The 13,220-nt window shown below is 64.6% G+C and carries 14 protein-coding genes; 8 read left to right on the forward strand and 6 right to left on the reverse strand.

Going from position 1 to position 13,220, the window contains the following annotated elements:
• The first annotated feature begins 4 nt into the window (after positions 1–4).
• From FJV83_RS20710 to FJV83_RS20735, 6 genes are all read left to right on the forward strand, one after another.
• Positions 5–301: a sarcosine oxidase subunit delta gene (locus FJV83_RS20710; protein WP_140890181.1), complete on the forward strand. Its 297-nt coding sequence runs from the start codon at positions 5–7 to the stop codon at positions 299–301.
• Positions 298–3,291: a sarcosine oxidase subunit alpha gene (locus FJV83_RS20715; protein WP_142884526.1), complete on the forward strand. Its 2,994-nt coding sequence runs from the start codon at positions 298–300 to the stop codon at positions 3,289–3,291. The genes FJV83_RS20710 and FJV83_RS20715 overlap by 4 nt, the downstream gene beginning before the upstream one ends.
• Positions 3,284–3,868, forward strand: coding sequence for a sarcosine oxidase subunit gamma (locus FJV83_RS20720; RefSeq protein ID WP_142884525.1), 585 nt, complete (start codon positions 3,284–3,286; stop codon positions 3,866–3,868). The genes FJV83_RS20715 and FJV83_RS20720 overlap by 8 nt, the downstream gene beginning before the upstream one ends.
• A 59-nt stretch (positions 3,869–3,927) precedes the next feature.
• On the forward strand, positions 3,928–4,164 hold the full coding sequence (locus FJV83_RS20725; RefSeq protein WP_142884524.1) for a hypothetical protein: 237 nt from the start codon (positions 3,928–3,930) through the stop codon (positions 4,162–4,164).
• Positions 4,165–4,243: 79 nt separating this feature from the next.
• Positions 4,244–5,029, forward strand: coding sequence for a ThuA domain-containing protein (locus tag FJV83_RS20730; RefSeq protein WP_142884523.1), 786 nt, complete (start codon positions 4,244–4,246; stop codon positions 5,027–5,029).
• A gap of 16 nt (positions 5,030–5,045) precedes the next feature.
• Positions 5,046–6,095 carry a Gfo/Idh/MocA family oxidoreductase gene (locus FJV83_RS20735; protein WP_142884522.1) on the forward strand — a complete coding sequence of 350 codons (1,050 nt, stop codon included), beginning with the start codon at positions 5,046–5,048 and terminating at the stop codon, positions 6,093–6,095.
• A gap of 151 nt (positions 6,096–6,246) precedes the next feature.
• Here FJV83_RS20735 and FJV83_RS20740 read toward each other — a convergent pair whose 3' ends face one another.
• The 6 genes from FJV83_RS20740 to FJV83_RS20765 all read right to left on the reverse strand — a co-directional run bounded on the left by FJV83_RS20740 (position 6,247) and on the right by FJV83_RS20765 (position 10,592).
• Positions 6,247–6,495 (reverse strand): DUF680 domain-containing protein, encoded by a 249-nt coding sequence (locus tag FJV83_RS20740; RefSeq protein WP_142884521.1) that lies wholly within the window; start codon positions 6,493–6,495, stop codon positions 6,247–6,249.
• A 187-nt stretch (positions 6,496–6,682) separates the two neighbouring features.
• Positions 6,683–7,327: a TetR/AcrR family transcriptional regulator gene (locus tag FJV83_RS20745; protein ID WP_095787029.1), complete on the reverse strand. Its 645-nt coding sequence runs from the start codon at positions 7,325–7,327 to the stop codon at positions 6,683–6,685.
• 104 nt (positions 7,328–7,431) lie between these two features.
• Positions 7,432–8,208 carry an SDR family oxidoreductase gene (locus tag FJV83_RS20750; RefSeq protein ID WP_142884520.1) on the reverse strand — a complete coding sequence of 259 codons (777 nt, stop codon included), beginning with the start codon at positions 8,206–8,208 and terminating at the stop codon, positions 7,432–7,434.
• Positions 8,209–8,220: 12 nt separating this feature from the next.
• On the reverse strand, positions 8,221–9,255 hold the full coding sequence (locus FJV83_RS20755) for a phosphotransferase (RefSeq protein ID WP_142884519.1): 1,035 nt from the start codon (positions 9,253–9,255) through the stop codon (positions 8,221–8,223).
• Positions 9,252–9,737, reverse strand: a complete 486-nt coding sequence (locus tag FJV83_RS20760) for a MaoC family dehydratase (RefSeq protein ID WP_010911413.1) — start codon at positions 9,735–9,737, stop codon at positions 9,252–9,254. The genes FJV83_RS20755 and FJV83_RS20760 overlap by 4 nt, the downstream gene beginning before the upstream one ends.
• A gap of 39 nt (positions 9,738–9,776) precedes the next feature.
• Entirely contained in the window at positions 9,777–10,592 is an 816-nt protein-coding gene (locus FJV83_RS20765) for an SDR family oxidoreductase (protein ID WP_095792635.1), read from the reverse strand.
• A gap of 114 nt (positions 10,593–10,706) precedes the next feature.
• On the opposite strand from FJV83_RS20765, the gene FJV83_RS20770 reads away from it, so the two are divergent.
• Both FJV83_RS20770 and FJV83_RS20775 read left to right on the forward strand, forming a co-directional pair.
• The gene (locus FJV83_RS20770; RefSeq protein WP_142884518.1) at positions 10,707–11,948 is read left to right on the forward strand and encodes an acyl-CoA dehydrogenase family protein; all 1,242 of its coding nucleotides are present in this window, start codon (positions 10,707–10,709) and stop codon (positions 11,946–11,948) included.
• Positions 11,949–12,005: 57 nt separating this feature from the next.
• Positions 12,006–13,043 carry a zinc-binding dehydrogenase gene (locus FJV83_RS20775; protein ID WP_142884517.1) on the forward strand — a complete coding sequence of 346 codons (1,038 nt, stop codon included), beginning with the start codon at positions 12,006–12,008 and terminating at the stop codon, positions 13,041–13,043.
• Positions 13,044–13,220: the final 177 nt, after the last annotated feature.

A 13,220-nucleotide genomic window follows, 5' to 3' on the forward strand; every position in this document is an offset into this window, starting at 1 on the left:
CAGAATGCTTCTCATCCGCTGCCCCTATTGCGAGGAAGAGCGCCCGGAGCTCGAATTCCGCAACGCCGGCGAGGCGCATATTGCGCGCTCGACCAACATTGCCGGCGAGAGCGACGACGATTTCGAGAAGTTCTTCTTCATCCGCTCCAACCCCAAGGGCATCATCTATGAGCGCTGGCGGCACATGCATGGCTGTGCGCGCTTCTTCAACGCGGTCCGCGACACCGTCACCGACAAGTTCGTCATGACCTACAAGGCCGGCGAACCCAAACCCGCCAAGCTGCCGGGAGTTGCCAAATGAGCGGCGCGTTCCGCATCCCGAGAGCCGGTCGCCTCAGCCAGGCCAAGACCGCGCGGTTCAGCTTCGACGGCCAGTCCTATACCGGCATCGAGGGCGACACGCTGGCCTCCGCGCTGCTTGCCAATGGCGTGCATCTGGTCGGCCGCTCCTTCAAGTACCATCGGCCGCGCGGCTTCCTGTCGGCCGGCGCGGAAGAACCCAATGCGCTGGTGCAGATCGTGCGCGACGACGCGCGCAAGACGCCGAATGTACGCGCCACCGTGCAGGAGCTCTATGACGGGCTCGCAGCCAATTCGCAGAACCGCTGGCCGTCGCTGTCCTTCGACGTCGGCGCGGTCAACGACCTGGCATCGCCGCTGTTTTCGGCCGGCTTCTACTACAAGACCTTCATGTGGCCGAAGGCCGCCTGGAAAAGCCTTTACGAGCCGAAGATCCGTGAAGCCGCCGGCCTTGGCGTTTCGCCCGACAAGCCCGATCCCGACCATTATTCGTCGCGCTACGCGCATTGCGACGTGCTGGTGCTGGGCGGCGGTGCGGCCGGCCTCGCGGCGGCCTTGGCGGCAGCGGAAACCGGCGTGCGCGTCATCCTCGCCGACGAGCAGGCCGAATTCGGCGGCAGCCTGCGTTTCGAGACAGGTGCGAAAATCGACGGCCAGGACGGTTTCGTCTGGGCGCAAGCGGCGATCGCCAAGCTCACAGCCATGGACAATGTCCGTGTGCTCTCGCGCACCACGGCCTTCGGCTATTACGCGCAGAATTTCGTCGGGCTGGTCGAGCGCGTCAGCGATCACCTGAAGGCACCCGGCCATGATTTGCCGCGCGAGCGGCTGTGGCAGGTGCGGGCCAAGCGCGTGGTGCTGGCTTCGGGCGCCATCGAACGCCACATGGTGTTCGCCAACAACGACCGACCGGGCATCATGCTGGCGAGTGCCGCGCGCACCTTCCTCAATCACCATGGCGTGGCGGTCGGCAGGAATGTCGGCGTCTACACCGCCAATGACTCGGCTTACGCCGCGGCGATCGACCTGAAAAAGGCTGGCGTCAACATCGCGGCGATCGTCGATCTGCGCGACAACCCGACCGGTCCGGTAATCGACGAGGCGCGGGCGCTCGGCATCGAGATCAATTTCGGCCGTGCGGTGATCCGTGCCGGCGGCAAATTGCGCGTGTCCTCGATGACCGTGCAGCCGAAGAATGGCGGCGGCGAGCGCACCATTTCCGTCGATGCGATCCTGATGTCGGCCGGCTGGACACCGTCGGTGCATCTGTTCTCGCAGTCGCGCGGCAAGGTCGCCTTCAACGACGAGACCAAGCGCTTCGTGCCCGGCACCTATGCGCAGGATTGCGTCTCCGTCGGCGCCTGCAACGGCACGGATGGCTTGTCGGCGACGGTGGACGAGGCCTATGCGGCCGGGGCCAAGGCGGCCAAGGATGCCGGTGCGAAAACCGCCAAGGGCGCCAAGCCGAAGGTCGACGCCTCGGAAAGCTGGTCGCGCGGCATGCTGGGCGCCGCGCCCGGCGCCGGCCCGGACACGACGGTGAAGGCCTTCGTCGACTTCCAGAACGACGTCACCGCCAAGGACATCCGCCAGGCGGTGCATGAGGGCATGCGCTCCATCGAGCACGTCAAGCGCTTCACCACCAACGGCATGGCGACCGACCAGGGCAAGACCTCCAACATGCACGGCCTGGCGATCGCCGCGGAGACGCTGGGCAAGCCGATCCCCGAGGTCGGCCTGACGACCTTCCGCGCGCCCTACACGCCGGTCACCTTCGGCGCGATCGTCAGCCATGCGCGTGGGCCGCTGTTCGACCCGACGCGCAAGACGGCGACGCATCCGTGGGCCGAAGCGCAAGGCGCGGTCTTCGAGGATGTCGGCCAGTGGAAGCGTGCCTGGTATTTCCCGAAAGCCGGCGAGGACATGCATGCCGCGGTCGACCGCGAATGCGTTGCGGTCCGCACCACGGCCGGCCTGTTCGATGCCTCGACGCTCGGCAAGATCGAAGTGGTCGGGCCGGATGCGGCCAAGTTCATGGAACTGCTCTACACCAATCCGTGGGAGAAGCTCGAGCCCGGCCGCTGCCGCTACGGCATCATGCTGCGCGAGGACGGCTTCATCTACGATGACGGCGTCGTCGGCAGGCTGGCGCCGGACCGTTTCCATGTGACGACGACGACCGGCGGTGCGCCGCGCGTCATGAACCACATGGAAGACTATCTCCAGACCGAGTTCCCGCATCTGAATGTCTGGCTGACCTCGATCACCGAACAGTGGGCGGTCATCGCGGTGCAGGGGCCGAAATCGCGCGACATCATCGCGCCCCTGGTCGAAGGCATCGACATGTCCGACGAGGCGCTGCCGCACATGTCGGTGCGCGAAGGCAAGATCTGCGGCGTGCCGACAAGGCTGTTCCGCATGTCGTTCACCGGCGAGCGCGGCTTCGAGGTCAATGTGCCGGCCGATTACGGCCAGGCCGTCTGGGAAGCGCTGTGGGCGGAAGGCCAGAAGCACGGCGCCACCGCTTACGGCACGGAGTCCATGCACGTGCTGCGCGCCGAGAAGGGCTACATCATCGTCGGCCAGGACACGGATGGCACGGTGACGCCGAACGATGCCGGTCTCGACTGGGCGGTCGGCAAGAAGAAGACCGACTTCGTCGGCATCCGCGGCATGGCGCGGCCGGACCTGGTCGCCAAGGGCCGCAAGCAACTGGTCGGCCTCAAGACCAAGGACCCGAAGGCGGTGCTGGAGGAAGGCGCGCAGATCGTCGAGGATCCGAAGCAGGCAATCCCGATGAAGATGATCGGCCACGTGACGTCCAGCTACTGGTCGCAGAATTGCGGCCGTTCGATCGCGCTGGCGCTGGTTGCCGGCGGCCGCGACCGGATGGGCGATACGCTCTACGTGCCGATGCCGAACGGGGTGATCGAAGTGGAGGTTACCGGCATGGTGTTCTTCGACGAGACGGGAGGCCGCCTCAATGGCTAAGGCTGCTGCAAAGAAGACGGCTGCGGCCGCATCGCCTTCGGTCGACCGCCGTCCGGCATTGGCTGGACGCAGTACGACAGCGACGGGCGTGAAGGTTGAAGTCCTGCCGCCAGCCGGGCGCATCTCGTTGCGCGCGCCGGAGGCTTCGGTCGCGGCGCTGTCGAAGGCGCTTGGCCTGACCTTGCCGAAGAAGCCGAAGACTTCCGCGTCGAAGGGCGGGCGCACCGCTTTGTGGCTCGGCCCCGACGAGTGGCTTGTCATCGACGAAGGCGGAAACGATCCGCTCGCCGACTGTGCGACGGTCGCCGCGCTTCATTCGGCTGTCGGCATCTCACACCGCAACATCGCGATCTCCGTCGCCGGTCCGGCGGCCGAAGCCACGATCAATGCGGGCTGCCCGCAGGACCTGTCGCTCGACGCCTTCCCGGCGGGCGCGGCTTCGCGCACCATCCTCGGCAAGGCCGAGATCGTGCTGTTGCGCACGTCGGACGATGCCTTCCGGGTCGAGTGCTGGCGTTCGTTCTCGGACTATGTCTTTACTTTCCTGTCCGAGGGAGCCCGCGACGCGGCTGGCTGACCCGGAACGTTTTGCCGCCCGCGTTCGTTGTGCGGCGACAGGTCGAGGGAGAAGTGTCGATGCCGTCGAAGTCCGCGCCGAAATCGCCGCAGTCGAAAGCCAAAACCGACGCGGTGCGCTCGCTTGAACATGAGCGGCATCGCGAGGCCGACGCCGAAGAGGAACTCGAGGAAGGCTTGGAGGACACGTTCCCGGCCAGCGATCCTGTGTCCATCACCAGTTCGGCGATCCCCGGCGCGCCCGCCAAGCCGGGCAAGGCCAAGACCGTTTCTGGTCGAAAAACCCGCAAGCCCTGATTTTCAGCAATTTTGGTCGACAGGCATCTTTCCAAGGCATCGCCAGTTGGGATATTCAAAGCGCTTTGGAGGAGGAAAAATGCCGATAAAAGCTGTTGTCTGGGGCGAGAACGTCCATGAACAGACCAATGCCGCCGTGCGTGACCTCTATCCGTTGACCATGCATGGCACCATTGCCGCGGCGCTCAACCAGGACAAGGGCATCGAGGCAACCACCGCCACCTTGCAGGAGCCGGAGCACGGGCTGAGCGAGAAGCGCCTGGCCGCCACCGACGTGCTTTTGTGGTGGGGCCATGCCGCGCATGGCGAGGTCAAGGACGAGATCGTCGAGCGCGTGCAGAAGCGGGTCTGGGAAGGCATGGGGCTGATCGTGCTGCATTCCGGCCATTACTCGAAAATCTTCAAGCGGCTGATGGGCACGCCCTGTTCGCTGAAATGGCGCGAGGCGGGCGAGCGCGAGCGTGTCTGGGCGATCAACCGTGGTCACCCGATCGCCCAAGGCATCGGCGAATGCCTGGAGATCGGCGAGACGGAAATGTATGGCGAGCCCTTCGCGGTGCCGGAGCCGCTGGAGACGGTCTTCGTCTCCTGGTACGAGGGCGGCGAGGTGTTCCGTTCCGGGCTGACCTACCAGCGTGGCGCGGGCCGCATCTTCTATTTCTCACCCGGCCACGAGACCTATCCGATCTACCACAATGAGGGCGTGCAGCAGGTGCTGCGCAATGCCGTGCACTGGGCGCACAATCCGGCACCCACATGGTCCGGCATCACCAATGCGCCGAACGTGCCGACGGACAAGGCCAAGGAGAAGATCGTGCAGAAGGGCCTGCGCCTGCATGCCGATGGCGATAAGGGGTTGAGTTGATGGGGAACCTGATCTGATGCATCGCCTGCTCTTGCTCGGCACCGGCTGGATCGCCGGACATCATATCGAAGAGTTCGCAAAGGTTCCTGGTTGCAGCATCGTCGCCTGCGTCGATCAACTGCCTGGCCGCGCCGCGGCGTTTGCCGCTGCCAACGACATCGGCGCTTCTTTCGAGAGCCTTGAAGCGGCGATCGCCTGGGGCGATTTCGACGCCGCCATCAACGCCACTCCGGACGGTGTGCACAAGGCGACGACGCTGGCGCTGCTTGCAGCGGGAAAACATGTCTTTTGCGAAAAGCCGCTGGCACCGAACCATGCCGATGCGCTTGCCATGACCGAAGCGGCCGAGGCCGCCGGCCTCGTCAACATGGTCAATCTCACCTACCGCAATTCACCGGCGATCCAGGAAGCAAGGCGTCTGGTGTTGGCGGGCGCGATCGGCGAATTGCGCCATGTCGAGGCGAGCTACAAGCAGAGTTGGCTGGTCAGCAAATCCTGGGGCGACTGGCGCGTCGAGGACAAATGGCTGTGGCGATTGTCGACCCGGCACGGTTCGACCGGGGTTCTGGGCGATGTCGGCATCCACATACTGGACTTCGCCACCTATGGCGCGGCCCAGGATATTGTCAGCCTGCACGCCGACCTAGTGACGTTTCCGAAGTCCGAAGGCGACCGGATCGGCGACTATGTGCTGGACGCCAATGACAGTGTGGCGATGACGGCACGGCTGGCATCCGGCGCGCTGGCGACGATCATGGCGAGCCGCTACACAACCGGCCATGGCAATGACCTGTCGCTGACGCTGCACGGCACCAAAGGAGCGCTCAAGGTCGAGACCGATGGCAAGGCAGCGCGGCTGTCGGCGTGCCTGGGTGAGGATGTCGATGTTCAGCTCTGGCGAGAGCTGGCCCTGCCGGATGTCAAGCGCAACGCCCGGCGTTTTGTCGACGCGCTGGATGCCGGGCAGAATGGCGCCCCGTCCTTCCGGCGCGCCGCCGACATTCAGAAGCTTATCGACGCCGCCTTCGAGAGTTCGGCGAGCAGGCTGCCGATCTCGGTCGGCTGACATCCGGCCATCGCAGCGGTTGGCAGTCTTGGCGCCTTCAGCACCGCGTCCAGCGGCAAGGTCGGCTGCGCACGAACTCAGGCGCAGACCCTGGGCTGGCTGCGAGTCTCGTCCATGCCCGGGGAAACCCCGGGCGGGTATGCGGTCGATCTTAGAACGCGCTCGGCAGGATCCAGGGATTGATGCTGATCCCAAGGCGCGGGCCCTTGCCTTCAGCGGTATTTTCCGCGGCGCCCTTCTTCTCGACCGAGCCGGTCGAGGCGCAATCCAGCTTCACATTGGTCTTGGTGTCGACGCAGGTCGCGGCCGGCAGGTGCTTGACCGGCTGGGTGGTGCCGGCGGCGAAGGCCGAACCGGAAAGTGCCAGCATGGCGGCGAGGGTGAGGAGTGTCTTTTTCATCGTCAGTCTCCGTTTTCGACGAGTGAATTTCTTTCGTACATGTACGGTGCTGCGTACAGATACGTCCGCCGATCGCGAAGTTCAAGTCAGGTTCGTACGCGTACGATAAATTTTTTGTTAACCAAGAATTTGCCCTCGGTTTGGTTCGAAAGGTGGCGAGGAAGCGTGGAAACGAAGGAGATGTCGTTCAGCAGTTGACCGGTGTGTCGGTCAATGGCGGCACGTTCTGGGTGCTGAGTGCGGCCAGTTGGAAATCGCACATGCGTTTCACGAAAGCCTGCGGGTCGCCGAAGGGGTAGAAGGGAAAGGTGATCAGCAGCGAGATCGTGCCGTGGCCGACCGCCCACAACATGGTGGCGATGGCGCGCGGATCGCCTTGCAGTTTTCCGGCGGCGACGCAGGCTTCGACCCGCGTGATCAGCACCTTCATCGCCGGGTTGGCCTCGTGCATTTCTTGAAAACTCCGACCTTCCGGCGGCCTGGTCTTTTCGGTCATGAAAACGGTGCGGTATTCATTGGGATTGCCGAGGCCGAAGGCGGCATATTCAGTCATCACCGCCTGCAAGGCCTCGATCGGATCGTCGGACGGATGCTCCTCGATGCGGCGGGCGAGCGTTTCGAAGGCGTCTTCGGCCAGCGCGAACAGGATGTCCTGCTTGTCGGCGAAATAGGAATAGACCGACATCGGCGCATAGCCGACCCGCTTGGCCAGTTTGCGGATGGTCAGGCCCTCATAGCCTTCTTCCTGAACGAGCTTATGCGCGGCTTCGACCAGTTCGGAACGCAGCTCGGCCTTCTGTTTTTCGCGGCGTTTCTGGACGCTCAGCGGCAAGTCCGGTGCCTTTCGGTGGTGTCTGGGGTTGGCGGTATCTGGGCTAAATTATATACGCTGTACGGAAACGGACAAGGGCGCCGCAGGTTCCCAAGCGGGAAGCATCAGATCGCCCCGACGCCACCGTCTATGGCCAGCGCATGGCCGGTCATGAAGGAGTTGGCCGGGTCGGCGGCGAAGAGGATGGCGGCGATGATTTCGTCGACCTCCGCCACGCGTTTCATCGGCACGCCGCGTGTCAGTTCGGCCAACGCCTCTGCCTCCGGGGCACCCGAGGCGCGCACGAAACTGTCCACCATTGCCGTCCTTGTGTGGGCCGGGCAGATGGCGTTGATGCGCACACCCTTGGTGGCATATTCGGCGGCCGCCGATTTGGTCAGCCCGACGACGCCATGCTTGGCGGCCGCATAGACCGAGAGTTTCGGCGCGCCGACCAGTCCGGCAACCGAGGCGATATTGACGATAGCGCCGCCCTTGGCCGTCGCCCCGAACTGGCGCTCCATCTGCGGGATCTGGTGCTTCATGGCATAGAAGACGCCAAGCAGGTCGATCTCAAGCACGCGGCGGGCCTCGTCCGACGCAACCTGCGGCAGGCGCACGAAACTCTGGACGATGCCGGCATTGTTGATGGCGACATCCAGCCTGCCGAATCTTTCGACCGCCAGCCGGACCAGTTCCTCGGACAATTTTTCGTCCGCTACGTTGCCGGCCAGGAACGCCGTCTCGGCCGGCAAGGTTGCGGCGAGATCGGTGAGCGCCTTTTCATCGATGTCCGACAGCACCAGCCGCGCGCCCTCGGTGGCAAAGCCTTTCGCAGCACCCCGGCCGAGGCCGCCGGCGGCGCCTGTGATCAGCACCGTTGCCCCGTCAAAGCGGCCCATAATGGCTCCCCGTCATGTCTGCTTGTCGATCAGTCTGGCGGCGAGATGCGACAGCAGCTTCACCGCCTCGCCATAGGTCCTGGCCTTTTCGGGATTGGAGGCATTGCCGTCCAGCGCGCGCTTGTAGACGCCCTGGCAGATCGCCGCCAACCGGAAGAAGGAGAAGGCGAGGAAGAAGGTCCAGTTGCCGATGCCGCTGAGGCCGCGCTGCCGGCAGTAGGCAGCGACGTAGTCTTCCTCGGAAGGCAGGCCGAGCGCGGCGCGGTCGACGCCGCCGAGGCCGCGAAAGCCGGAAGCATGCGGCAGGCGCCATTGCATGCATTGATAGGCGATATCGGCAAAGGGGTGGCCAAGCGTCGACAACTCCCAGTCGAGCACCGCGATGACCCTTGGCTGGCCCGGCGCGAAGATCAGATTGTCCAGCCGGTAGTCGCCATGCACCAGCGATATCAGGCCGTCATCGGCGGGCAGGTGCGTTTCCAGCCAGGCGATCAGTCGGTCCATGTCGGCAATGATGGCGGTTTCGGAGGCGCGGTACTGGCTGGTCCAGCGTGCCAGCTGCCGTTCGAAATAGTTGCCCGGCCGGCCGAAATCGGAGAGACCCACCGCGTCGACATCGACATCGTGCAGGGCCGCGAGCGTGCCGTTCATGGCGTCGTAGATGGCGGCGCGTTCTTCGTTGTCACGTGCCTCGGGCAATGCCGGATCCCAGAAGATACGGCCGTCGAGGAAATCCATGACATAGAACATGCGGCCGATCGGCGAGTCCTCGGCCGATAGATGCAGCATTTCGGGCACCGGAACGGCGGTGCCGGCAAGCGCCTTCATCACGCGGAATTCGCGGTCGACCTGATGCGCCGATTTCAGCAACGGCCCCGGCGGCTTGGCGCGCAGCACATAGCGGCCGCTGGCCGCCGTGATGAGATAGGTCGGGTTGGACTGGCCGGATTTGAATTTTTCGATTGAAGCAAGCCCGGAAAAGCCGGGTATTTCCGCCTCGAGGTAAGGCGCAAGCGCTGCCTGGTCGAGCGCGTTGGGGTCGATCATGCGGTCTCGGGCTGGCGCTCGATCAGCGTCAGCGTCAGCCAGCGGGCGGTCAGGGCCGGTTTCTTCGAGCCCTCGATCTCGATCGTCACGTCGTGCGCCGTCTGCACCCAGCCCGAGGGTCTCACCTTGACGTCGGCCAGCACGAAACGGGTGCGGATGCGCGCGCCGGTCTTCACCGGCGCCAGGAAGCGCAGCGAATCGAAGCCGTGGTTGACGCCCATCTTGCTGTTTTCCAGCGGCGGCATTGTCTCGAACGTCATTGCCGACAGCAGCGACAGCGACAGGAAGCCGTGCGCGATGGTGCCGCCGAACGGCGTCTCGCGCTTGGCCCGCTCGGGATCGCAGTGGATGAACTGGTGGTCGTCGGTGGCGTCGGCGAACTGGTCGATCATGCGCTGCGTCACCACCCGCCACGGCGAAACGCCAACCTCCTTGCCGACACTGGCCAGAAGCACATCGAGACTGATCGGTTCCACGCTCATGTCCTCCAGTTCACCTCCGGCTTCTACGGCCGGAAAATGTCATTCCTTGAACAAGGTCAATCCATGCTGCACCGACTGCCCGCCGTCGATCGGCAGGATGGCGCCGGTGACATAGCTGCCTGCACGGCTGCACAAATAGAGCGTTGCGCCGGCAATGTCATCCGGTGCGCCGATACGGCCGATCGGAACATGGTTGCCGACATGTTTGGCCTGCTCATCCGTACCGGTGGCAAAGGCCGTCATGCGGCTCTGGAAAGGGCCGGGGGCAAAGGCGTTGACGGTGATGCGGCGGGCGGCGAATTCGAGTGCGAGCGTACGCGTCAGGTGATGCACCGCGGCCTTGGACGCCGTGTAGGAATAGGCGTCGTCGGCCAGCGGCTGCGTCCCCATCACCGAACCCAGATTGATCACCCGTGCCGGATCGGCGTCGCTTGCCGCGGCCTCGAGCAGCGGCAGCAACTCGCGGGTCAGGTGGAAGACGGCGGTGACATTGACGCCGAGCACCTTGGCCCATGCCGAATAAGGAAAACTCTCCAGCGGCGCGCCCCAGGAAACGCCGGCATTGTTGATCAGGATATCGAGCTTGGCGGTCCGCGCCTTGACCTCGGCGACAAGTGCGGCGATGCCGGCTTCGCTGGAGACGTCGCCGGCAAAGCCCTCGGCCCGGCCAGGGGCGCCAAGTCCGTTCAACGCATCGGCGACCCTGATGCAATCCTGGCCCTTGCGCGAAGCGATCATCACGCTGGCGCCGGCCTTGACCAGCGCTGTCGCCGCCATGCGGCCGATGCCGGTCGCCGCGCCCGTCACCAGCGCGGTCTTGCCGGCCACCGAAAACAGCTCGTCGAGATAGGCCATTCCAATCCTCCGCGCTCTGCCCTGGGCAAAGAGTTCGCGTTGACAAGGCTATCCGAAGTACGGTCATCCTTGCCACGGGTAAATTGCCGGGCCTCTATGAAGGGTTAGCGACCGATGACGGAGATGAATCTCGGCATGACCGAGCGGCTGAAGCCGATCCACGCGCGCGTCGCGGCCATGGTGCGTGACGAGATCATGCCGCTCGACAAGGAATTCTTGGGCGAAGTGGGCAAGGCAGGCGACCGCTGGGTCTACAGCCCACGCCAGGGCGAAATCCTCGAAGGGCTGAAGAAGACCGCAAGGGAGCGCGGCCTGTGGAATTTCTGGCTGACCGGCTCGGAACGCGGCTATGGCCTGTCCACCGTCGAATATGCCTATCTCGCCGAGGAAATGGGCAAGGCGCATCTCGGCGCCGAAACCTTCAATTGCTCGGCGCCGGACACCGGCAATATGGAGGTGCTGGAGCGCTACGGCTCGGCCGACCACAAGAAGGAGTGGCTTGAGCCGCTTTTGGACGGAAAAATCCGCTCGGCCTATCTGATGACCGAGCCGGATGTCGCCTCGTCCGACGCCACCAACGTTGCGATGCGCTGCGAGCGGCAGGGCGACGACTATGTGCTCAACGGCGAGAAATGGTGGGCCTCGGGCGCCGGCGATCCACGCTGCGCCATCTACATCGTCATGGTGCGGACCGGCGGCGACGGCGAGCCGCAGCACCGCCGCCATTCGATGATCCTAGTGCCTTCGGACACAAAGGGCGTGACCAAGGTTCGGGCCATGCAGGTCTATGGCGACGACGACGCGCCGCATGGCCATATGCACCTGCGCTTCCACAATGTCAGGGTACCGGCAGCGAACCTGATCCTCGGCGAGGGCAGGGGTTTCGAGATCGCGCAAGGACGGCTCGGTCCCGGGCGCATCCATCACTGCATGCGCGCCATCGGCCAGGCCGAGATGGCGCTGGAGATGCTGTGCCAGCGCTCCGTGCGCCGCGAGGCCTTCGGCCAGAAGCTGGCGAAACTCGGCGCCAATTTCGACATCATCGCCGAATGCCGCATGGAGATCGAGATGGCCCGGCTGCTCTGCCTCAAGGCGGCTTGGATGATCGACCAGGGCGATGCGCGCGCCGCTGCCCCCTGGATCAGCCAGATCAAGGTCATCGCGCCGCGCGTCGCGCTGAGGATCACCGACGAGGCGGTGCAGATGTTCGGCGCGCAAGGCATCAGCCAGGACACGCCTCTGGCGCGCTCGTGGACGCATCTGAGGACATTGCGCCTGGCCGACGGGCCCGACGCCGTGCATCGCCGGCAAGTGGCGCGGACGGAGCTGAAGAAGTACACGCAGGAGAAGCTCTGAGCAGGCGCTCGGTCAACTGCGCTATGGGCCTTCTGCCAACAACAAGGAGTGTCACCGATGACCATTCCCTCCGAAATGAAGGCGTTGCTCCTGGTCGGCGACGGCTACACCAAGACGCCGAGCGGCAGCGCGCTCGCGTCGATGGAGCCCTATCTCGAGCCGGGCCGCATCGCGGTGCCTACGCCGGGCCTGAGCCAGGTGCTGATCAGGGTCAGCCTGGCTTCGATCAACCCATCCGACGTCGCCTTCATCAAGGGTCAGTACGGCCAGCCGCGCGTCAAGGGCCGGCCAGCCGGCTTCGAGGGCGTCGGCACGGTCGTTGCCGGCGGCGACGACCCCTATGCCAAAAGCCTCGTCGGCAAGCGCGTCGCCTTCGCCACCGGCCTTAGCAACTGGGGCTCGTGGGCTGAATATGCCGTCGCCGAAGCGGCGGCCTGCATTCCGCTGCTCGACACGGTGCGCGACGAGGACGGCGCGGCGATGATCGTCAATCCGATTACCGCCATCGCCATGTTCGACATCGTCAAGCAGGAGGGCGAAAAGGCCTTCGTCATGACCGCCGGCGCCAGCCAGCTTTGCAAGCTGATCATCGGCCTGGCCAAGGAGGAAGGGTTCCGGCCTATCGTCACCGTGCGCCGCGATGAGCAGATCGCGCTGCTGAAGGAGATCGGCGCTGCCCATGTGCTCAACGAGAAGGCGCCGGATTTCGAGGCCACGCTGCGCGAGGTGATGAAGGCGGAGCAACCGCGCATCTTCCTCGATGCGGTCACCGGGCCGCTGGCTTCGGCCATCTTCAACGCCATGCCGAAGCGCTCGCGCTGGATCATCTATGGACGGCTCGATGCCGACGCCACCATCATCCGCGAACCCGGCCAACTGATCTTCCAACACAAGCATATCGAGGGCTTCTGGCTGAGCGAATGGATGCGGCAATTCAAGGAGCGGCGCGGTCCAGCGATCCTGGAAGCGCAGAAGCGCTTTTCCGACGGACGCTGGTCGACCGATGTCACGGCTGTCGTGCCGCTCGCCGAGGCGATCGCGCGGGTGCCGGCGGAACTGGCCAAGCCCAACGGCAAGGTTTTCATTCGGCCTTGATGCTGTTCGAAGCAACGCCAGAGGCGCGAATACGAGGCCGTTCAGAGGTTCTTCCCGGTCAGAAGCCGCGGCGTCCAACCATCCGCGGCGGCCCGCGGAGATGATGGCCGCGTCTTTCAGCCCCTATGCCACTTCGCTTTGTCCGTGATATGCCGCCATCGAAATGCCGGACGGTGC

It is taken from the genome of Mesorhizobium sp. WSM4307 (genome assembly GCF_007003945.1).
In the GTDB taxonomy this organism is placed as follows: Bacteria; Pseudomonadota; Alphaproteobacteria; order Rhizobiales; family Rhizobiaceae; genus Mesorhizobium.